This window comes from Zoogloea sp. LCSB751, from assembly GCF_002028455.1.
In the GTDB taxonomy this organism is placed as follows: domain Bacteria; phylum Pseudomonadota; class Gammaproteobacteria; order Burkholderiales; family Rhodocyclaceae; genus Zoogloea.
In genome coordinates, this window is the sequence record NZ_MWUM01000009.1 from 139,690 (window position 1) to 161,700 (window position 22,011).

A 22,011-nucleotide genomic window follows, 5' to 3' on the forward strand; every position below is an offset into this window, starting at 1 on the left:
ACGGACCTGCGTTCCGGAGGAGATGCATGGGCGCCACGGCTGGATAGTGCGCGAAGGATGGTCGGAGCCTGGGAAGGGCTCGGGTATAATCGTTGACCTTTTCGTGTCCGGCACGGCGCTTTTGGGCCGCAGCCGGGCCGGTTTCAACTTCGCGCCCATCCTTGCCATGTCCGAAATTCTCAAGCTGCGCGGTGCGCCCGCCGTTTCCCGCTCCCGTCTTGCCCGCCTGACCGATTCGGTCAAGAGTGCGCTGCCCCGCCTGAAGGGGCTGGCTGCCGAACACTGGTACTTTGTGGAGCTCAGCGCACCGCTGGCTGCGGATGAGCAGGCAAGGCTGGTCGACCTGCTCGGAGCCCATCCCGAAGGTGCAGTTCCCGCGAGCAGCCTGCTGCTGGTGACGCCGCGATTCGGCACGATCTCGCCGTGGTCTTCGAAGGCGACCGACATCGCACGCCAGTGTGGCTTCGACAAGATCGTCCGCATCGAGCGTGGCACGGCCTACAGCTTCGATCTGCGCGGCGGCCTTTCGTCCTCCGACCGGGACGCGGTGCTGCCGGCGATCCACGACCGCATGACCGAGTCCGTACTCGACAACGTGGACGCCGCCCATGCGCTGTTCCACCACTATGAGCCGCAGCCGTTGGCCACCGTGGCGATCATCGAGAGCGGTCGCGATGCGCTGGTCGTCGCCAACAGTGAGCTGGGCCTGGCCCTGTCGGAAGACGAGATCGACTACCTGGTCGACAACTTTACGCGGATGGGCCGCAACCCGACCGACGTCGAACTGATGATGTTCGCTCAGGCAAACTCCGAGCATTGCCGTCACAAGATTTTCAACGCCGACTGGGTCATCGACGGCCGTCCGATGGACAAGACGCTGTTCGGCATGATCCGCGAAACGCACAAGGCCCACCCGGAAGGCACCGTCGTCGCGTATTCCGACAACGCCTCTGTCATCGAAGGCGCCACTGTTCCCAAGCTCTACCCGGACGAGACCGGTGCTTGGAAGTATAACGACGAGCTGACCCACATCCTGGCCAAGGTCGAAACCCACAACCACCCGACGGCGATTTCCCCGTTCCCCGGCGCCTCCACCGGCTCCGGCGGCGAGATCCGCGACGAGGGCGCGACCGGTCGCGGCTCCAAGCCGAAGGCTGGCCTGACCGGCTTCTCGGTGTCGAACCTGGAGATCCCCGGCTTCGAGCAGCCCTGGGAGCAGGCCTACGGCAAGCCCGAGCGCATCGCCTCGGCGCTGGACATCATGATCGAAGGTCCGCTGGGCGGCGCCGCGTTCAATAACGAATTCGGCCGTCCCAACCTGACCGGTTATTTCCGTACCTTCCAGCAGAGCGTGCAGGACGAGGTGCGCGGCTACCACAAGCCGATCATGATTGCCGGTGGCCTCGGCTGTATCCAGGACCAGCAGTCCTTCAAGATCAAGTTCGGTCCCGGCACGCTGCTGATCCAGCTCGGCGGCCCGGGCATGCTGATCGGTCTCGGAGGCGGCGCCGCGTCGTCGATGGCGACCGGTACCAACACCGCCGACCTGGACTTCGCGTCCGTGCAGCGCGGCAACCCGGAAATCCAGCGCCGCTGCCAGGAAGTCATCGATGCCTGCTGGCAGAAGGGCGCGGCCAACCCGATCCTGTCGATCCACGACGTGGGCGCCGGCGGCCTCTCCAATGCCTTTCCCGAGCTGGCGGACTCCGCCGAGCTGGGCGCGCGCTTTGAGCTGCGTGAAGTGCACATCGAAGAGCCGGGCATGAGCCCGCGGGAAATCTGGTCCAACGAATCCCAGGAGCGCTACGTGCTGGCAATTGCGCCGGAAAGCCTCGACGTATTCAAGGCAATCTGCGAGCGCGAGCGCTGCCCGTTTGCGGTGGTCGGCACGGCGTCCGACGACGGCCGCTTGGTCGTCGCCGACAGCCACTTCGAGAACGAGCCGGTAGATATGGAAATGCAGGTTCTCCTCGGCAAGCCGCCGAAGATGACCCGCAACGTCTCCAGCCGCCAGGTCTTCGTGCCGCCCTTCGACGTCACCGACATCGAACTGGCCGATGCCTGTCGGCGCGTGCTGCGCATGCCGGCGGTGGCCAGCAAGAACTTCCTGATCACCATCGGCGACCGTTCCGTCGGCGGCATGACCGCCCGTGACCAGATGGTCGGCCCGTGGCAGATCCCGGTTGCCGACGTGGCCGTCACTACCATGAGCTATCAGGGCTACCTCGGCGAAGCCTTCGCGATGGGCGAGCGTACGCCGGTGGCGACCCTCGATGCGCCGGCCTCCGGCCGCATGGCGATCGGCGAAGCGATCACCAACATCGCCGCGGCGGACATCCGTTCGCTGGGTGACGTGAAGCTGTCCGCCAACTGGATGGCTGCAGCCGGCCATCGCGGCGAGGACGTCAAGCTTTACCAGACCGTCGAGGCGGTGTCCCAGTTCTGCCAGCAAGCCGGGCTGGCGATCCCCGTCGGAAAGGACTCCCTGTCCATGCGTACCGCGTGGAACGAGGAGGGCGAGGACAAGCAGGTCGTGTCGCCGCTGTCGCTGATCGTCACCGGTTTTGCTCCGGTGCAGGACGTGCGCCGCACGCTGACGCCGCAGTTGCAGTTCCCGGAAGGCGTGGAAACCGAGCTGCTGCTGATCGACCTCGGCAATAACCAGAACCGTCTCGGCGGCTCCGTGCTGGCCCAGGCCTACAACTCGGTGGCCGAGCACGCGCCCGACGTGGAGGCCGCCCAGCTGAAGGTGTTCTTCGAGCTGATCCAGCAATGGCGCAAGGACGACCTGATCCTGGCTTACCATGACCGCGCCGATGGTGGCCTGTTCGCAACCCTGTGCGAAATGGCCTTCGCGTCCAAGTGCGGCCTGTCGGTGATGCTCGACACGGTGGCCTACGATCAGTTCATGAACGACGTGGATGGCCTCGACAAGCGTCCGGATGCCCTGAAGGGCCGCTTCAATGACATGCTCTTCAAAGCCTTGTTTGCCGAGGAGTTGGGGGCGGTCATCCAGATTCGCCGCGACGACCGCAGCCGTTTCACCGAGGCCCTGCGCGAGGCTCGCCTGAGCTACCACTTCGTCGGCGAGCCCAACGATCGCGACGAGCTGCGCTTCTGGCGCAATGCCAAGCTTGTGTTCAATGCACCGCGTGCCGAGCTGCTGCAGACCTGGTCCGAGACCAGCTACCAGATCGCCCGTCTGCGCGACGATGCCGAATGTGCCAAGGAAGAGTTCGACGCGCTGGCGGATGCGTCTAACCCCGGCCTGTCCGTGTCCCTGAGCTACGATCCGGCGGAAGATATCGCCGCGCCCTTCATCGCTACCGGCGCCCGGCCCAAGATCGCGATCCTGCGTGAGCAGGGCGTGAACTCCCAGGCCGAGATGGCGGCCGCTTTCGAGCGGGCCGGCTTTGCGCCCTTCGACGTGCACATGTCCGACCTGCAGGCCGGCCGCGTGCATCTGTCCGACTTCAAGGGGCTGGCGGCCTGTGGCGGCTTCTCCTACGGCGACGTGCTCGGTGCAGGACAGGGCTGGGCCAAGTCCATCCTCTTCAATCCGGCGCTGCGCGAGCAGTTCGAAACCTTCTTCAAGCGTGACGACACCTTTGCGCTGGGCGTCTGCAACGGTTGCCAGATGATGTCCAACCTGGCTGAGATCGTCCCTGGTGCCGAGACTTGGCCGCGCTTCCATCGCAACCGCAGCGAGCAGTTTGAAGCCCGCTTCGTGATGGTGGAAGTGCAGGACAGCCCGTCCATCCTGCTGGCCGGCATGGCCGGCAGCCGCATGCCCATCGTCGTGTCCCACGGCGAAGGCCGGGCGGTGTTCGCCGGCATCGATGCCCAGGACAACGCAAGGGTTGCGCTGCGCTACGTGGACAACAATGGCGCCATCGCCGAGCGCTATCCGTTCAACCCGAACGGTTCGCCGGCCGGCATCACCGGCCTGACTACGCCGGACGGCCGCTTCACGATCATGATGCCGCACCCGGAGCGCACCGCCCGGACCGTGCAGATGAGCTGGCATCCGGCCGACCTCGGTGAGGATTCGCCGTGGCTGCGGATGTTCCGCAACGCCCGCAAGTGGGTGGGGTAAGCGACTGATCCGCTGGAGCGAATGCTGTTCGCTCCAGCAGCGGAAACAAAAACGGCCGGTGTTTTTGCACCGGCCGTTTTTGTTTGTCGCGAAGGCGTCGTTGTGGGCTTACATCCCCTGATAGATAGGCCCTTCGCCGCCTTGAGGAACGACCCAATTGATGTTCTGGGTGGGGTCCTTGATGTCGCAGGTCTTGCAGTGGATGCAGTTCTGGGCGTTGATCTGCAGGCGCGGGTTGTCGCCTTCCTCGCTACGTACGATCTCATACACGCCGGCCGGGCAGTAACGCTGCTCGGGGGCATCATACTTGGCCAGGTTGATGGCGATCGGCACCGCGGCGTCCTTCAACTGCAGGTGGCAGGGCTCGTCTTCCTCGTGGTTGGTGTTGGACAGGAACACCGATGAGAGGCGGTCGAAGGTCAGCTTGCCGTCCGGCTTGGGGTAGGCGATCGGCTGGCATTCCGCGGCCGGGCGCAGGCTCGTGTGGTCGGCGTGGTTGTGCAGAGTCCAGGGCACGTTGCCGCCAAAGAGCTTCTGCTCGGCGCCGAACAGGAAGGAGCCGAGCCACAGACCCTTTTTCATGTAGGGCTTGAAGTTGCGGGTCTTGTGCAGTTCGGCGTGCAGCCAGCTGGACTTGAAGCTTTCCGGGAACGCGCTCAGTTCGTCCTGGGCGCGGCCGGCGGCAAGGGCCGCGAAGGCCGCCTCGGCGGCCAGCATGCCGGACTTCATCGCTGCATGGCTGCCCTTGATGCGGGCCGCGTTGAGGAAGCCGGCGTCGTCACCGATCAGCGCACCGCCCGGGAAGACCAGTTTGGGCTGGCTCTGCAGGCCGCCGGCGGCAATCGCGCGGGCGCCGTAGGCCAGGCGCTTGCCGCCTTCGAGGAACTGGCGGATTTCCGGATGGGTTTTGTAGCGCTGGAACTCCTCGAAGGGCGACAGATAGGGGTTGGTGTAGTTGAGGCCGACCACGTAGCCGACCGACACCAGATTGCCTTCCAGGTGGTAGCAGAAGCCGCCGCCGTAGGTGGCCGCATCCATCGGCCAGCCGGCGGTATGCACGACAAGGCCCGGCACATGCTGCCCAGCGGGGATCTCCCACAGTTCCTTGAGGCCGATGCCGTAGGTCTGCGGATCGACGCCGTTGCGCAGTGCGTACTTGGCTTCCAACTGCTTGCCCAGGTGGCCACGGCAGCCTTCGGCGAAGAAGGTGTACTTGGCGCGCAGCTCCATGCCGGGCTGGAAGTTGGGGCCCTGACTGCCGTCCTTGAGCACGCCCATGTCGCCGGTGATGACGCCGGCCACGGCGCCCTTTTCATCGAACAGCAGTTCCGCACCCGCGAACCCCGGATAAACCTCGACGCCGAGGGCTTCGGCCTGTTCGCCGAGCCACTTGGCCAGGTTGCCGAGGCGCACGATGTAGTTGCCCTCGTTGTGGAAGGCATCGGGGAGCAGGCCGTTGGGGATTTGCTTGCCGCCGGTTTCGGACAGGAAGATGACCCGGTCTTCCGTGACCGGCGTATTGAGGGGGGCGCCGAGCTCCTTCCAGTTGGGAAAGAGCTCGTTCAGCGCACGTGGGTCGACGACCGCGCCGGACAGAATGTGGGCGCCGATCTCGGCGGCCTTCTCGATCAGGCATACAGAAAAATCCTGACCCTTTTCGGCTGCCAGTTGTTTCAGCCTGATCGCCGCGGACAAGCCCGCCGGGCCGCCGCCTACGATCAGGACGTCGAATTCCATGGAATCGCGTTCCATTGCTGTCTCCTCCTGAGAGCCGTTCGATTTGTTGTGGTGTTTCACCGCGAACCGCGAAGCGTAACCCGCGCGCCGGACACCGGGCAATCCCGGAATGGGCAAATGCCGGGTCTTTCGCAGCATACGGTGCCGTATGTTACATTGCCCGAACGGATTTGGGCGAGCGTTGTACCTGGTTGCCCGAATCACGGCAAGCCATAATCAATGACCCGGAGACAGAAGACCATGAGTACCGATATTCCCGCTCAAGCCGCCCCGCGCAAGCTGTTGCTTACGACCCGCATCCCCGTGCGCTGGGGGGACATGGATTACTACGGCCATGTAAACAACACGGTCTATTTCCGCTATTTCGAGCAGGCCCGGGTCGAGTGGCTGGAAGGTGAAGGTTATACGGTCAGCCCCGAGGCTGAAGCCGGGGCCGTCATCATCAATGCCAGTTGTACTTTTCTGGTGCCGGTCAATTATCCGGCGACCGTCGTCGTGCGCCTGTATGCCGGCGAGCCTGGCCGGAGCAGCGTGATGACCTGGTATGAACTGTACGTCGAAGGCGAGGATCGGCTCTATGCGGAGGGCGCCGCCAAGGTGGTATGGATGGATCCGCGGACCGGCAGATCGGTGCCGATTCCCGATGCGCTGCGCGCCAAGGTAAGCTAGTCGGGACGTATTCCAGGATCGGCCGGGCAAAGATCTGGCCTCGATAAGAAGAAGCAAGGAGAGACACTCATGAGTTATGCCCTGGCTGATCGTCCGCTGTGGACGCCGACCCCCGAACACATCGCGTCTGCCAACATCACCGCCTTCGCGCGGGAGTCTGAGCTGCGCTGGGGGAGGAGACTCCCCGATTATGCGAGCCTGCATACATGGTCCATTGACGAGCCGGAGGAGTTCTGGGTATCGGTCTGGGAGTTCGGTGATGTGAAAGGGGTGCGTGGTGGGGGCGTGCTGGTGGATGGAGGCCGGATGCCCGGTGCGCGCTGGTTCCCTGAGGCGCGTCTCAACTTTGCCGAGAATCTTCTGCGCAGCCGCGACGAAGGCGACGCGCTGGTGTTCTGGGGGGAAGACCGGGTCAAGAACCGCCTGTCCCATGCGGACCTCTACCGCCAGGTGGCCCGTTTTGCCGCTGCGCTGCGGGAAATGGGCGTGGAGGAGGGGGACCGTGTCGCGGCATGGATGCCCAATCTGCCGGAGACGCTGGTGGCCATGTTGGCCACGGCGAGCATCGGGGCGATTTTCTCGTCGGCATCGCCGGACTTTGGCGTACAGGGTGTACTGGACCGCTTCGGCCAGATCGAGCCCAAGGTGCTGATCGCCGTGGATGGCTACTACTACAACGGAAAAGTAGTGGATTGCCTGGATCGCCTGGCGGCCATCACCGACGGCTTGCCATCGGTGATGCGGGTGGTGGTGGTGCCCTATGTGCACGCGAAACATGACATCTCTCACGTCCATCACGCCCGCCTGCTGCCGGATTTTGTAAAGCCATTCCAGGCGGTCACCGAGATCCCGTTTGTGCGGCTGCCTTTTGCGCATCCGCTGTTGATCATGTATTCCTCGGGGACGACCGGCGTACCCAAATGCATCGTCCATTGCGCGGGCGGTGTTCTGTTGCAGCATTTGAAGGAGCATCGCCTGCATGGAGACGTGAAGCCTGGCGACCGGCTTTTTTACTTCACCACCTGCGGCTGGATGATGTGGAACTGGCTGGTGTCCGGGCTGGCTTCCGGCGCAACCCTGCTGCTGTATGACGGCTCGCCGATGGTCGGCAACGGTGCGATTCTCTTCGACTACGCCCAGGCCGAGGGGATGACCCATTTCGGCACTTCGGCCAAGTTCATCGACGGGATCGCCAAGGCGGGACTCAAGCCCCGGGAGACCCATGACCTGAGCCGCCTGCGCGTGCTGTTCTCGACGGGTAGTCCGCTGGTGCCGGAGGGCTTCGAGTACGTCTATCGGGACATCAAGCCGGACCTGTGCCTGTCCTCGATCTCGGGTGGAACGGATATCGTCTCCTGTTTTGTGCTGGGTAATCCGGCGTTGCCGGTGTGGCCGGGGGAGGTCCAGTGCAAGGGGCTGGGCATGGCCGTGGATGTGTTCGACGATGGTGGGCGCCCGGTTCGCGGTGAGAAGGGGGAACTGGTGTGCGTACGTCCTTTTCCGGTAATGCCCATTGGTTTCTGGAACGACCGGGATGGGGCCAAGTACAAGGCGGCGTATTTCGAGCGCTTCGACAACGTGTGGTGTCACGGCGACTATTCCGAGATCACTGCCCACGACGGGCTGATCATCTATGGCCGTTCAGATGCCACCCTCAATCCTGGGGGGGTGCGTATCGGCACGGCGGAGATCTATCGCCAGGTCGAAAAGCTGGACGAAGTGGTCGAGTCCCTGGTCGTCGGCCAGGAGTGGCCGCTGCAGAATCCAACCGATGTACGGGTGGTGCTCTTCGTCAAGCTGCGGGAGGGGCTGGTGCTGGACGATGCGCTGATCGATCGTATCCGCCGCACGATCCGCGACAACACCACGCCGCGGCACGTGCCGGCCAAGGTTGTGCGGGTCGAGGATATTCCCCGCACCAAGAGCGGCAAGATCGTAGAGCTCGCGGTGCGTGCGGTGGTGCACGACCGACCCGTCAAGAACGTCGAAGCTCTGGCCAATCCGGCGGCACTGGAGCATTTTCGAGATCGTCCAGAGCTGCAGTCCTAAGGATGATGCCATGTTGATGACTGCGGACAAGGCCGTATTGCTGGTTGTTGACGTGCAGGAGCGTCTGCTCCCGGCGATCCATGAAGGGGAGGCCATTCTTGCCAACTGCATCTGGCTGGCGGGCGTGGCCCGCAGGCTGAGAGTGCCGGTGGTGCTTTCGGAGCAATATCCGGTGGGGCTGGGGCCGACGGCCGCAGCCTTGAAGGCAGTCCTCGATGGCGCACATGTCGTCGAGAAGACCCATTTCTCGTGCGTCTCGGATGGCTGCCTCGCGGGGACGGAGGTCGAGGCGAGGCGGCAGGTGATTGTCGTTGGCACCGAGGCCCATGTCTGTGTTCAGCAGACCGTGCTTGAGTTGCGCTGGCAGGGTAAGGAAGTCTTCGTGGTCGCCGACGCCGTAGGCTCGCGCAAGCCACTGGACAAGGATCTGGCCCTGGCGCGCATGCGGGCCCACGGTGTGGACATCGTGAGCCGCGAAATGGTGGCCTTCGAATGGTTGAGGCGTAGTGCTACGGCCCAGTTTCGTGAGATCAACCGGGATTTCATCCGGGATAATTGAGCCTGGCAAGGGGGGGCTGGAGCACTTTTGGTCCCCTGTTCCCGAGGGTGGGGCGGTCTTACCGATTGAAGAGAAGGGGCCTGATCGGCTATCATTCCCCTTTCCAGAAGTCCCCCGTGTCATGACCAAATACGTCTTTGTTACCGGTGGTGTCGTGTCCTCTCTGGGCAAGGGCATCGCCGCCGCCTCTCTCGGGGCGATTCTCGAATCCCGGGGTATCAAGGTTACCCACCTCAAGCTCGATCCCTACATCAACGTCGATCCGGGCACGATGAGCCCCTTCCAGCACGGTGAAGTCTTCGTGACCGAAGACGGCGCCGAAACCGATCTGGATCTGGGCCACTACGAGCGCTTCACCAGCGCCAAGATGAGCAAGCGCAACAACTTCACCACCGGCCAGATCTACGAGGCGGTGATCAAGAAGGAACGGCGCGGCGAATATCTCGGCAAGACCGTACAGGTCATCCCCCACATCACCGACGAGATCAAGACCTACGTCAAGCGCGGCGCCGAAGGCGCCGACGTGGCGATCATCGAGGTGGGCGGCACCGTTGGCGACATCGAATCCCTGCCGTTCCTCGAGGCCATCCGCCAGATGGGCATCGAGGAGGGGCGTCAGGGCACCTGTTTCATCCATCTGACGCTGCTGCCCTATATCCCGACCGCTGGTGAGTTGAAGACCAAGCCGACCCAGCATTCCGTCAAGGAGCTGCGCGAAATCGGCATCCAGCCCGACATCCTGCTGTGCCGTGCCGACCGTCCGGTTCCGGCCGACGAGCGCCGCAAGATCGCATTGTTCTGTAACGTGATGCCGGAAGCGGTCATCGAATGTCTCGATGCCGACTCCATCTACAGCATCCCGGGCATGTTGCACGACCAGATGCTCGACGAGATCGTCTGCCACAAGCTGGGCATCCTGGCCCGTGCAGCCGACCTGTCGGTGTGGGAGCGCCTGATCCATGCGCTGAAGAATCCCCAGCACAACATCGACATCGCCTTTGTCGGGAAGTACGTGGACCTCACCGAGTCCTACAAGTCATTGATCGAGGCTCTCAATCATGCGGGGATGCACACCCTCAGCAAGGTGAACATCCACTACATCGATTCCGAGGACGTCGAGAAGGATGGCTGTGGCGTGCTCAAGAGCATGGATGCCATCCTCGTGCCAGGCGGCTTCGGCCGGCGTGGCACCGAAGGCAAGATCGCCGCGATCCGCTACGCCCGCGAAAACAAGGTTCCGTACCTGGGCATCTGCCTGGGCATGCAACTGGCGGTGGTCGAGTTTGCCCGTGACGTGGCCGGCATGAACGGCGCTCACAGTACGGAATTCGACAAGCACTCCGACTATCCGGTCATCGGCCTGATCACCGAGTGGCTGGATGCTTCCGGCAAGGTTGAGAAGCGCGGCGAGGATTCCGACCTCGGCGGCACCATGCGTCTGGGGGCCCAGGTTTGCCATCTTGCCGATGGTTCGCTGGCCCGCGAGATCTATGGCAATGCCGACATCACCGAGCGCCATCGCCACCGCTACGAAGTTAACAACACGCTGCTGGCCAAGTTGGAAGAGCAGGGCTTGCGCGTTGCCGGTCGGGCACCGGGGACGGATCTGTGCGAGATGATCGAATTGCCGTCCGACGTGCACCCGTGGTTCGTCGGCTGTCAGTTCCATCCGGAGTTCACCTCCAACCCGCGTAACGGCCATCCGTTGTTTACCGCCTTCGTGAAGGCTGCGCTGGCTTACCAGCGCGCGGCCTGAAAGGACGCACCATGAAACTCTGCGGCTTCGATGTCGGGCTCGACAAGCCCTTCTTCCTGATCGCCGGACCCTGTGTGATCGAGTCCCGCGAGATGGCGCTGGAGACAGCAGCGCAGCTCAAGGAAATCTGTACCGAGCTGGCGATTCCCTTCATCTACAAGTCCAGCTACGACAAGGCCAATCGCAGTTCCGGCAAGTCGTACCGGGGCCTGGGGATGGAAAAGGGCTTGGAGATCCTGGCTGAAGTCCGCGAGAAGGTCGGCGTGCCCGTCCTGACCGACGTGCATGCCGAGCATGAGGTTGCCGATGTGGCTGCCGCCGTCGATGTGCTGCAGACGCCGGCCTTCCTGTGCCGCCAGACGGACTTCATCCATGCGGTGGCTGCGTCTGGCAAGCCGGTGAATATCAAGAAGGGCCAGTTCCTGGCGCCGGGCGACATGAAGAACGTCGTCGACAAGGCGCGGGAGGCCAACGGTGGGGCGGACACCATCATGGTCTGCGAACGCGGTGCGTCCTTCGGTTACAACAACCTTGTATCCGACATGCGCTCGCTGGCGATCATGCGCGAGACGGGCTGCCCGGTGGTGTTCGACGCCACGCATTCGGTGCAACTGCCCGGCGGGCAGGGTACCGTCTCTGGCGGGCAGCGGGAGTTCGTGCCGGTGCTGGCGCGGGCGGCGGTGGCCGTCGGTATCTCCGGCCTGTTCATGGAAACCCATCCTGATCCCGCCAAGGCTTTTTCCGATGGTCCGAACGCCTGGCCGCTGCCCAGGATGAAGGCGCTGCTGGCGACCCTGAAGGGTATTGACGTGCTCGTCAAGGGGCAGGGCTTCGAGGAGCTGCGCGCCTGATTTGCGCGATTATTGCTTTGTCATTTCCGGTTTTCCGGCTCGAGACGGTATCATTGCCACCGGTTTCAATTCAGTAAATAAGAGAGGAAGTTAATGAGCGCCATTGTTGATGTCATTGCCCGCGAGGTTCTCGATTCCCGCGGCAATCCCACCGTAGAAGCCGATGTGCTGCTGGAGTCCGGCGTGCTGGGTCGTGCCGCAGTTCCTTCCGGGGCTTCCACCGGCTCGCGCGAAGCCATCGAGCTGCGGGACGGCGATGCCGGTCGCTACCTGGGCAAGGGCGTGCTGCAGGCGGTTGAAAACGTCAACACGGAAATCTCCGAAGCGCTCATCGGCCTCGATGCTGAAGAGCAGGCCTTCATCGACAAGACCCTGATCGATCTCGACGGCACCGACAACAAGTCCCGCCTGGGCGCCAACGCGCTGCTGGCTGTTTCGATGGCGGTGGCCAAGGCTGCTTCCGAAGAAGCCGGCCTGCCCCTGTACCGTTACTTCGGCGGCTCCGGCGGCATGTCCCTGCCGGTGCCGATGATGAACGTCATCAACGGTGGCGCCCACGCCAACAACTCCTTGGACATCCAGGAATGCATGATCATGCCGGTGGGCGCCAAGAGCTTCCGTGAAGCCCTGCGTGCCGGTGCGGAGATCTTCCACCACCTGAAGAAGATCACCGACAAGAAGGGCTACCCGACCACCGTTGGTGATGAAGGTGGTTTCGCCCCCAACGTCTCGGGTACCGAAGAAGCGCTCAACCTGATCCTCGAAGCCACGTCCAACGCCGGCTACGAGCCGGGTCGCGACATAGTGCTGGCTCTCGACTGTGCTGCTTCCGAGTTCTACAAGAACGGCAAGTACGAGCTCGTGGGTGAAGGCCTGTCCCTGAGCGCCGAAGGCTTTACCGATTACCTCGCCACGCTGGCCGACAAGTTCCCGATCATTTCCATTGAAGACGGCATGGCCGAAGGTGACTGGGCAGGCTGGAAGGCTCTCACCGACCGTCTGGGCAAGCGTGTGCAGATCGTCGGCGACGACCTCTTCGTCACCAACACCCGCATCCTGAAGGAAGGCATCGACAAGGGCATCGCCAACTCGATCCTTATCAAGATCAACCAGATCGGCACTCTGACCGAGACCTTCGCTGCGGTCGAAATGGCCAAGCGCGCTGGTTACACTGCGGTGATCTCCCACCGTTCCGGCGAGACTGAGGACTCCACGATTGCCGATATCGCCGTTGGTCTCAACGCGATGCAGATCAAGACCGGTTCGCTGTCCCGCTCCGACCGTATCTCCAAGTACAACCAGCTGCTGCGGATCGAGGAAGATCTCGGCGATACCGCCTTCTACCCGGGTCTCTCCGCGTTCTACAACCTGCGCTCCCGTTAATCGTCGTACTTCTGCCCGGCTGTGCAATGCAGCCGGGCTTATCCTCTCATGCGCTGGCCAGCCATTGTTCTCGCTCTCCTGGTAGTTGTCCTGCAGTATCCCTTGTGGATCGGCAAGGGTGGCTGGCTGCGCGTTTGGGAGGTCGAGCAGCAGCTTGCCGCCCAAAGGGACGGTAATCACAAGCTGGAGCAGCGCAATACGGGCCTTGAGGCCGAAGTGCGTGATCTGAAATCCGGTTACGAGGCTGTTGAAGAACGCGCCCGTTTTGAGCTGGGTTTGACCAAGCCGGACGAGATCTTCGTCCAGACGCCTCCCGCAAAGTAATCTCTGCAAAGATTGGTTGTTGGCGCACTGTTGCCGATATCGTCGGTTGGCAACCGGAACGGCCATTGCTCGATCTTTCGTTCTGCATCCCCGCCGCCAGGCTGGCGAATTGTCTGGCAACGGCGTGACGCACAGGGGGTGCGCCACGCAAGGTCTCAGTTGCGTTGGTAAAGCCTGAAGGTTTCCATTTTCCGTCCGCCGCCCAGACGGCGCTGCCAGATCGGTCGCCACTCGTCCTTGGCGATGTTCGGGGAGTTGCTTGCCGTGCCATAGGTAAGCAGCAGATCACACTGTTCCTCGCTGCGGTAATGGACTGTCCGAATGTCGGAGAAGTAGTCCAGTGCAGCCCGTTGGGTGTCCCCGAGGCCGGCGCGTTTGATGCAGTTGTACGTGCGTCCGTCCAGTGCCTTGACCAGTTCGCTCGCCACGGGTTGATAGTTCTTGGTGTAAGCGAACCAGGGTTGCCACAGGGTCACCGCCAGGCACCAGAGCAGCGTCAGGCCCAGTGCCCAGTTGGTTGCGCCGCGCATGGGGCCACGGCGGGTCAGAATGGGGAGCGCAACCAGGGCTATGCTCAGGATGAAGCCGATCATGGCCCCTCCGATGACGGATTCCTCCGGGAAGTCGGGTGCGATCCGCGACACCTGGCGTGCCAGTCCCGGAGGCCAGCCAAAATGCAGTGCACTCCATCCCAGCCATACCAGCAGACCGAAGAAGATGAAGGTCATGGCGCCGAACCAATCGAATGCATTGGCTGCACCGCGCCTGAGGCTTTCCACGCCAAAGGCGGCCAGCAGGCACAGGGGCGGCAGGATGGGCAGCATGTTGGCTGGGCGCACGCTGCCGGTGAGTGCGGTAAGCAGAATCGCCAGTGTGCTGGCCAGAATCGGCAGCGTCAGCTGTGGGTTGCCCAGCCGCAATTGCTGGCGGTTGCGCCACACGGCCCACCCGGCGATCGGCCATAGGGGCCACGAGAACCAGCCGAGCAACTGGATCAGTTTGTTGAAGGCAGTCAGATTGGCCAGATGGGGGCGAACGCTGATGTACTCGTCACGCCACCAGAGGGAGACTTCACCCGGATGATTGAGTGCAACGGCACTCAGCCAGATGCCCGCAATGGTGACGGTGATGGCGAGGCTCAGGAGGGTGCCCAGAATGCCATTGCGGCATCGATGGGACGGGCAAAGCGCAGGGCTCAGGAGGATCAGTGGCGTTGTGAGCAGAAGACCGGAGAGACCGCCGGCCAGGAAGGCGATGCCGCTGCCGGCGCCGGTCTGGAGGGCGGCACGCCAGGGGCGTTCCGTCTGTTCGGCCAAGCCCGCGTAACACAAAGCCATGCCAGCGAGTTGCGCCAGGATGGGCTGGGTTTCATGGGCATGCACGACCAGACCGAGAGCGCCCAGTCCGAGCAGGATGGCGGGGGCGAAACTGCCCGGACCGTACATGCGGCGGGCAGCTAGACCGGTCCAGTACAAGGTGGCCGCCGTGAAAATGCTGCTGGCGAGCCGGGCCGCATCATGGACTGGAAGCAGGCCACCGAAGAGTTTGGCCAGGCTCGCCCCCAGCCAGTAGTACAGCGGTGGGTTTTCCCGGTAGATCTCGCCGGCGATCTCCGGCAGCAGCCAGCTACCGCGGGTCAGGATGGCGTGGATCGGTCCCAGATGGGTGAGGTCGTCACCTCGCCAGGGCAGGTGCCCGGTTGTGCCAACCAGCAGGTAGATGGCGAGAAGAACAACCAACGACCATCCTTGCAGCGGGGTTGGCAGGGAAAAGCGTGAGCTGGCTTCGGACATGAGGGCGGGCAGGTCGATTTTGTTGCAGGCAATAAAAAAGGCAGCCGCAGCTGCCTTTTTCGGGAGTTACCAATAAAACGCGGTAATCAGCCCAGGCGCTGAACGGAGCCGTACTTCTGACGGAAGCGCTCGACGCGACCAGCGGTGTCGACGATCTTCTGCTTGCCAGTGTAGAACGGATGGCAGGCGGAGCAGACTTCCACGTGGTACTGGGGCTTGCCCATGGTGGAACGGGTGGTGAAGACGTGGCCGCAGGAGCAGGTCACTTGCACTTCGGTGTAGTTAGGATGGGTATCGGCTTTCATCGCGGGTCCTTTGTGTGATACGTGGGTGGTGAATTTGGCCACCCGGAAGCGGAGCATTCTGAACTATTTCAGTGTCTTGTGCAAGATTGTCGCCCGCTTACAGGAATCGGGCAACAAAGGCACCCACACTGTCGGGCGGAAGGGGAAGCCATGCGCGATGATCGCTCCCGGGCACGCGCTGGATCTCGGTGCCGTCGGCGGTAACTAGGCGGGAGATGCTGACTTCGCGATTCCCGTTCGGGTGGATCAACTCCAGCCGATCGCCGATCGAGAATGCGTTCTTGGAAGCGATCTCGGCAAGACCCCGCTCCTTATCGTAGCCGACTACGTCGCCGACGTAGATGCTGCGGTTCGATTCAGAGTGGCCGCGCAAGTAATTCTGGGTTTCGTGGGGTGTGTGGCGTTGATAGAAGCCGTCGGTGTAACCCCGATTGGCGAGTCCTTCAAGCTGGCTGAGCAGGCCCGGATCGAGGGCGCGGCCCGCGACTGCGTCGTCGATGGCCTGGCGGTAGGCCTGGCAGGTGCGTGCGACGTAGTAGGGGCTTTTCGTGCGCCCCTCGATCTTGAAGGAGTCGATGCCGATTTCGGTGAGGCGCTGGACGTGTTCGATGGCCCGCAAGTCCTTGGAGTTCAGGATGTAGGTGCCGTGTTCGTCCTCCTCGATGGGCATGTACTCACCGGGACGCTTGTGGGGCTCTTCAATCAGATGGACGTCGCCGGCACCGCAGCTCTTGGCTTCGTGGGTCTTGAAGTCCCAGCGGCAGGAGTTGGTGCAGGTGCCCTGGTTGGGGTCCCGGTGATTGAAATAGCCCGACAGCAGGCAGCGCCCGGAGTAGGCGATGCACAGTGCGCCGTGGATGAAGACTTCGAGTTCGGTGTCGGGGCAATCCTGGCGAATGCTGGAGATTTCGTCCAGGGACAGTTCGCGGGACAGGATCACCCGCGAGATGCCCGCCATCTTCCAGAAGCGCACCGCAGCTGCATTGACGGTGTTGGCTTGAACGGACAGGTGGACCGGCATGTCGGGGAAGTTCTCGCGGACCATCATGATCAGCCCGGGGTCCGACATGATGAGTGCGTCAGGGCGCAGCGCGATGACCGGGGCGATGTCCTTGATGAACGTCTTGATCTTGGCGCCGTGGGGATAGATGTTGGCGACCACGTAGAAGCGCTTGCCGAGTGCGCGAGCGCGCTGGATGCCGTCAGCGAGGACGGGCAGATCGCCGAAGTCGTTGTTGCGGACGCGCAGGGAGTAGCGCGGTTGTCCGGCATAAATGGCATCTGCGCCAAAGGCAAAGGCGGTGTCGAGCATGGCCAGCGAGCCGGCCGGAGCGAGAAGTTCCGGGTGTTTCTGAGACATGGAGGGTATTCGGGGTTGGGGCGACGGGTCAGCGATGGTTCTCCAGCACTTCCTGCCATTGCGCCAGTGCGGGGCTTTGGGATTCGAGCTGGTGCTGAAGAACCTGTTCTGCCATTTCGAGCATGGCTTTTTGTTCCTTGCTCAGGAAGCAAGGGTATTGAGGTTCCAGGTGTACCACGAGGTCGCCGGCGTGTCGGCGGCCGCGGGGGGGGAAGCCGGCCTTCGGGACGCGGATCTGGTGCGAGTTGGTGATTTCCGCCAGCAGGATTTCCTGTAGGCCGCCGAGCGCGGGCACTTCGATGGTGCCGCCGGCGAGGAGGCGGAAGATGCTGACCGGTACGCTTACGTGAATGTCGTGCCGGTCGAGGCGAAACAGAGGATGGGGCCGGGTCCTGACTGTCAGGTATAGATCGCCGGGTTCACCGTCTTCGGGCGCGGCTCCACCTTGTCCGCTAACCCGCAATTCGTCGCCGGGCAGCATGGCGGGGGGGAGGTTGACGGCCAGCTGGCGTTCGGCCGGATGCCAGCCGCGTCCGTCACAGCTCGGGCAGCGATGGTCGGTGGTGAAGCCTTTGCCGTGGCAGTGGGTGCATGGCTTGAGTCCAGCCTTGCCGTGTACCCGCCCGCTGCCATGACAATGGGCGCACATGGTGGTACGGCCATAGTTGCGTTGCCCGCTGCCATCGCAGTCGTCACAATCGACACGGCCGTCGATGGTGATCGAGACGGTTCCGCCGTGGGCGGCTTCCAGCAGGTCGACGACGATCTCCATACGGCGATCTTCGCCCCTGGGGGGGGCGGAGCCGGTTGGGGGCTCTTCGGTTTCATCGGGTTCCGCCGGGCGGGTCAGACGCTCGAACGCTTCCCGGACGCGTCGGAACTCGTCGTGGGCTTCCGGAGCGGGATTGCGGTCCGGGTGCCAACGCATGGCGAGGCGTTTGTAGGCGCGTTTGATCTCTGCGGCCGTCGCGTCAGGGGCGACTCCGAGGATTTGATGGAAGTTTGCGGCGGACATTTCGGTATTCTAATCGGCGGAGGCCGATTGAGGGGCGGGAGGACGTGCGTTGATGGTGTTGATGCTGAGATGGGGGCTTGTCGTAATCCTGTTGCTGGCCGGGGGCAAAGGCTGGGCGGCGACCTTGCGTGTGGGGCCGGACGAGTCCATTCGCAGCATTGCCGAAGCTGCACGGGTGGCCCGGGATGGCGATATCGTGGAGATCGTCGCAGCCACCTACCGCGGGGATGTGGCGGTGTGGCCCCAGGCTCATTTGACGATTCGCGGCGTTGGCGGCCGTCCGGTTCTTGAGGCGGCGGGGCGGAGTGCCGAGGGCAAGGCGATCTGGGTCGTCCGTGGCGTGGATGTGCGCGTCGAGAATATCGTGTTCAGGGGCGCGCGCGTGCCCGACCGCAACGGAGCGGGCATTCGTCATGAGCAGGGGCGGCTGACGGTGCGCAACTGCCTGTTCGACGACAACGAGATGGGCATTCTGGCGGCCAATGGGGATTCCCTAAGCCTGATCGTCGAGGATTCCGAGTTTTCCCATGGCGTTTTGATGACGCCCCGACTGAGCCATTTGCTATACGCAGGGCGTGTCGCTCGGCTGGAGGTGCGGGGCAGCTACTTCCATCATGGGTTGATCGGTCACCTGTTGAAGAGCCGGGCGCGTTTCAGCCTGATCGAATACAACCGGTTTACCGACGAGAGCAGAGGGCGAGCCAGTTACGAACTCGATTTTCCCGATGGTGGCGTGGCGGTGTTGATCGGAAACCTGATTCAGCAGTCGGTCAGTACGGAAAACGACCGGATGATCTCGTTTGGAGAGGAGGGGCTGTTTCATGAGCAAAACGGCATCTTTCTTTCGAGCAATACCTTGGTGGATGAGTTGCCGACGGGGGGCGAGTTCCTGGCGGTGTGGTCGCCGGAGAGGGTGTCGGTAAAGACCTGGAATAACCTGCTGGTGAGCGCCTGTTCGGGATGGCGGTGTGTCGAGGGGCGGGTCAGGCAGGGGGTTCATCGGTTTCACGACCGGCTGCTGTCCTGGCGAGGGGAGATCTTTCCCGTTACATCGGGAAACCGGTATATCCCAGTCGCCGGCGCGCGGTTGGCGTTGACCGCCGACGCTTATAGCGCACTGCCTGACGGTGGGGGCATGACCGTCGACCCGGGCAGCGCAGAGGGCGTTGTACTCGCTCCCCGGGGCGAGTATGTGCATCCGGCGCACAGCCGGACACGGCCGGGAGGCGTGCCGGCCGTGCCCGGTGCGTTCCAGCCTTAGGTGTCGCTTGCTTTGCGTCGGTCCTGGCGACACTCCTGCAGGACTTCGACCGAGCCGTCTTCGCGAGCGACCTCCATGCGTACTGCGAAGCCCCACAGTCGGGCGACGTGCTTCAACACTTCGTCTGCGTCACCGCTGAGCGGGCGGCGCTGGTAGGCCTGGTGGCGCAGTGTCAGGGACCGGTCGCCGCGCAGATCCACGTTCCAGACCTGCAGGTTGGGTTCGCGGCTACCCAGGTTGTAGTTGTCGGACAGAATTTCCCTGACCCTGCGATAGCCTTCCTCGTCGTGGATGGCAGAGACCTTGAGTTTGGCTTCCTTGTCGTCGTCGAGGATCGCGAACAGGCGGAAGTCCCGCATGACCTTGGGCGACAGGAACTGGGCGATGAAGCTCTCGTCCTTGAAGTTGCGCATCGCGAAGTCGAAAGTTTCACGCCAGTCGCTGCCGGCGATGTCGGGAAACCAGTAGCGGTCCTCGTCGGTCGGGTTCTCGCAGATCCGGCGGATGTCCTGCCACATCGCAAAGCCCAGCGCATAGGGGTTGAGGCCGTGATACCAGGGCTCGCTGTAGCTGGGTTGATAGACGACGTTGGTGTGGGAGTGGAGGAACTCCAGCATGAAGTTATCCGCCAGCAGGCCTTCGTCGTACAGGGTGTTGATGAGGGTGTAATGCCAGAAGGTGGCCCAGCCTTCGTTCATGACCTGGGTTTGGCGCTGGGGGAAGAAGTACTGGCCGACCTTGCGGACGATGCGCACCACCTCGCGCTGCCAGGGTTCGAGCAGAGGGGCGTTCTTCTCGATGAAATAGAGCAGATTCTCCTGGGGTTCCGAGGGGAAGCGCCGCTCTTCGACGGCCTGGGTCTTGACGTGGGCGGTTGGCAGCGTGCGCCACAGGTCGTTGACCTGACTCTGCAGATATTCGGCCCGCTCCCGCTGGCGGGTCAGTTCCTTGTTGAGGGACAGTTTTTCGGGGCGTTTGTAGCGGTCGACCCCGACGTTCATCAGTGCGTGGCAGGAGTCGAGCAGCAGTTCGACCTCTTCTTCACCGTAGCGCTCCTCGCACTCGGTGAGGTAGTTGCGGGCGAAGATCAGGTAATCGATGATCGCGTCGGCGTTGGTCCACTGCTTGAACAGGTAGTTGCCCTTGAAGAAGCTGTTGTGGCCGTAGGCTGCGTGGGCAATCACCAGGGCCTGCATCGTCATGGTGTTCTCTTCCATGAGATAGGCGATACAGGGATTGGAGTTGATCACGATTTCGTAGGCGAGCCCCATCTGTCCGCGCCGGTAGCTCTTTTCGGTCTGCAGGAAGCTCTTGCCGAAGGACCAGTGGTGATAGTTGACCGGCATGCCCACCGACGAATAGGCATCCATCATCTGCTCGGAGGTGATCAGCTCGATCTGGTTCGGGTAGGTGTCCAGTCCGTAGTTCCTGGCCACACGGTCGATCTCGGCGTGGTAGGCCTCGATCAGCTCGAAGGTCCATTCGCCCGGGGCGGGCAGGGGCTGTCTCCGTTTCTGTCTTTTCGCGCTCATGCCAGCTTCTTCTTGAACAGTTCACGAAACACCGGATAGATGTCCGGCAGGCCCTCGATGTGCTGCATGGCGAAGTTGGCGTGGGCGCCGACCAGCTTTTCATATTCCCGCCACAGGTTCTGCGGTTCGCCCGGTGTGATCTCGATGTAGGCGAAGTACTGCACGAAGGGCAGGATGGTGTCGGCGAGCAACTCACGACAGTGCGGCGAGTCGTTCTCCCAGTTGTCGCCATCCGAAGCCTGGGCGCCGTAGACGTTCCAGGCGCCGTTCAGGTAACGGGCGTGGAGGATATCCTTCATCATCTCCAGCGCGCTTGAAACGACCGTCCCGCCGGATTCGCGGGAGTGGAAGAAATCCTCCTCGTTTACCTCTTTGGCGATCGTGTGGTGGCGGATGAACACCACTTCGATGTGCTCGTAGGTGCGGGTCAGGAATAGATAGAGGAGCATGAAGAAGCGCTTGGCGGTCGCTTTCTTGTCCTCGTCCATGGAGCCCGACACGTCCATGATGCAGAACATCACGGCCTGGGTGGTGGGTTTGGGCACCTTGATTCGGTTGTTGTAGCGCAGGTCGAAGGTGTCGATGAAGGGAATGGCATCGATCTTGGCACGCAGGATGCCGATCTCCTCCTTCAGCGCGAGGATCTCCGGATCGTCCTCCGGCCGCGTTTCAAGTAATTCATCCAACTGCTTCTGCAGTTCCCGCAACTGGCCGCGATACGGCGATGAGAGGGCCAGCCGGCGGCCGAGCGCTCCGCGCAGGGATCGGACCACGTTGATGTTGGCCGGCGTACCGTCGTTGGTGAAGCCGGCTCGCTGGCTCTTGTACTCGTGGATGCGGGCAAGCTGGGTCTTGACCAGGTTGGGCAGCGCCAGGTCGTCGAAGAAGACGTCGAGGAATTCTTCGCGGGAGAGATTGAAGACGAAGTCGTCCTCACCTTCGCCGTCCTTGCTGGCCTTGCCCTTGCCGGTACCGCCCCCGCCGCCGCCCTGCGGCCGGTTGATCTGATCGCCGGACGAGAACTGGTCGTTGCCGGTGAAGATGTTCTCCCAGATGCCGCCGCGGCCATGATGGAATTGTGGCTCCGACAGGTCCTTTGACGGAATGGTGACACTCTCGCCGTTGTCCAGATCCTTGATGGAGCGGCCGGATATGGCGTCGGCCACGGCTTCGCGGATCTGGTTCTTGAAACGGCGCATGAATCGCTGCCGGTTCACAGCACTCTTGTTCTTGCTGTCGAACCGGCGGTCGATGATACGAACCATTCGAGCCTCCCGAATTGTTGGCGTTCACCGCCGGCAAGCCCTTCAGGGCGCCGGCG

Annotated in this window: 16 protein-coding genes; 9 read left to right on the plus strand and 7 right to left on the minus strand. The window is 62.7% G+C overall.

What is annotated here, in order from left to right:
- Positions 1-166: 166 nt before the first annotated feature.
- Positions 167-4,096, plus strand: a complete 3,930-nt coding sequence (gene purL / locus B4920_RS12590) for a phosphoribosylformylglycinamidine synthase (protein ID WP_079435087.1) — start codon at positions 167-169, stop codon at positions 4,094-4,096.
- A gap of 108 nt (positions 4,097-4,204) precedes the next feature.
- Here the strand turns inward: purL and B4920_RS12595 are convergent, their stop codons facing one another.
- Positions 4,205-5,848: an electron transfer flavoprotein-ubiquinone oxidoreductase gene (locus tag B4920_RS12595; RefSeq protein ID WP_079435033.1), complete on the minus strand. Its 1,644-nt coding sequence runs from the start codon at positions 5,846-5,848 to the stop codon at positions 4,205-4,207.
- Between the two features lie 225 nt (positions 5,849-6,073).
- Here B4920_RS12595 and B4920_RS12600 point away from each other — a divergent pair, with 225 nt between their 5' ends.
- The 7 genes from B4920_RS12600 to ftsB all read left to right on the plus strand — a co-directional run bounded on the left by B4920_RS12600 (position 6,074) and on the right by ftsB (position 13,424).
- Positions 6,074-6,502 carry a thioesterase family protein gene (locus B4920_RS12600; RefSeq protein ID WP_079435034.1) on the plus strand — a complete coding sequence of 143 codons (429 nt, stop codon included), beginning with the start codon at positions 6,074-6,076 and terminating at the stop codon, positions 6,500-6,502.
- 69 nt (positions 6,503-6,571) lie between these two features.
- Complete coding sequence (locus B4920_RS12605; RefSeq protein ID WP_079435035.1) at positions 6,572-8,551, plus strand: acetoacetate--CoA ligase; 1,980 nt, start codon at positions 6,572-6,574, stop codon at positions 8,549-8,551.
- 10 nt (positions 8,552-8,561) lie between these two features.
- A complete protein-coding gene (locus tag B4920_RS12610; RefSeq protein WP_079435036.1) occupies positions 8,562-9,110 on the plus strand; it encodes a hydrolase in 549 nt (182 codons plus the stop codon).
- Positions 9,111-9,231: 121 nt separating this feature from the next.
- Positions 9,232-10,866 carry a CTP synthase gene (locus tag B4920_RS12615; protein ID WP_079435037.1) on the plus strand — a complete coding sequence of 545 codons (1,635 nt, stop codon included), beginning with the start codon at positions 9,232-9,234 and terminating at the stop codon, positions 10,864-10,866.
- Between the two features lie 11 nt (positions 10,867-10,877).
- Positions 10,878-11,717 carry a 3-deoxy-8-phosphooctulonate synthase gene (gene kdsA, locus B4920_RS12620; RefSeq protein WP_079435038.1) on the plus strand — a complete coding sequence of 280 codons (840 nt, stop codon included), beginning with the start codon at positions 10,878-10,880 and terminating at the stop codon, positions 11,715-11,717.
- A gap of 93 nt (positions 11,718-11,810) precedes the next feature.
- On the plus strand, positions 11,811-13,100 hold the full coding sequence (eno, locus tag B4920_RS12625; RefSeq protein WP_079435039.1) for a phosphopyruvate hydratase: 1,290 nt from the start codon (positions 11,811-11,813) through the stop codon (positions 13,098-13,100).
- 48 nt (positions 13,101-13,148) lie between these two features.
- A complete protein-coding gene (ftsB, locus tag B4920_RS12630; protein ID WP_079435040.1) occupies positions 13,149-13,424 on the plus strand; it encodes a cell division protein FtsB in 276 nt (91 codons plus the stop codon).
- Positions 13,425-13,579: 155 nt separating this feature from the next.
- Here the strand turns inward: ftsB and B4920_RS12635 are convergent, their stop codons facing one another.
- From B4920_RS12635 to B4920_RS12650, 4 genes are all read right to left on the minus strand, one after another.
- The gene (locus B4920_RS12635) at positions 13,580-15,163 is read right to left on the minus strand and encodes a glycosyltransferase family 39 protein (RefSeq protein WP_079435041.1); all 1,584 of its coding nucleotides are present in this window, start codon (positions 15,161-15,163) and stop codon (positions 13,580-13,582) included.
- Positions 15,164-15,303: 140 nt separating this feature from the next.
- A complete protein-coding gene (gene rpmE / locus B4920_RS12640) occupies positions 15,304-15,522 on the minus strand; it encodes a 50S ribosomal protein L31 (protein ID WP_079435088.1) in 219 nt (72 codons plus the stop codon).
- Positions 15,523-15,619: 97 nt separating this feature from the next.
- Entirely contained in the window at positions 15,620-16,882 is a 1,263-nt protein-coding gene (locus B4920_RS12645; protein ID WP_079435042.1) for a U32 family peptidase, read from the minus strand.
- Between the two features lie 28 nt (positions 16,883-16,910).
- Positions 16,911-17,897, minus strand: a complete 987-nt coding sequence (locus B4920_RS12650; RefSeq protein ID WP_079435043.1) for a DnaJ C-terminal domain-containing protein — start codon at positions 17,895-17,897, stop codon at positions 16,911-16,913.
- A 52-nt stretch (positions 17,898-17,949) separates the two neighbouring features.
- Between B4920_RS12650 and B4920_RS12655 the strand changes: the two genes are divergently transcribed.
- Complete coding sequence (locus tag B4920_RS12655; RefSeq protein WP_079435044.1) at positions 17,950-19,158, plus strand: hypothetical protein; 1,209 nt, start codon at positions 17,950-17,952, stop codon at positions 19,156-19,158.
- Here the strand turns inward: B4920_RS12655 and B4920_RS12660 are convergent.
- Together B4920_RS12660 and B4920_RS12665 are read right to left on the minus strand one after the other, a co-directional pair.
- Positions 19,155-20,690: a SpoVR family protein gene (locus tag B4920_RS12660; RefSeq protein WP_079435045.1), complete on the minus strand. Its 1,536-nt coding sequence runs from the start codon at positions 20,688-20,690 to the stop codon at positions 19,155-19,157. The two genes, B4920_RS12655 and B4920_RS12660, sit on opposite strands and share 4 nt — an antisense overlap.
- Positions 20,687-21,955: a YeaH/YhbH family protein gene (locus tag B4920_RS12665; RefSeq protein WP_079435046.1), complete on the minus strand. Its 1,269-nt coding sequence runs from the start codon at positions 21,953-21,955 to the stop codon at positions 20,687-20,689. Before B4920_RS12665 ends, B4920_RS12660 begins: the two co-directional genes overlap by 4 nt.
- Positions 21,956-22,011 lie beyond the last annotated feature (56 nt).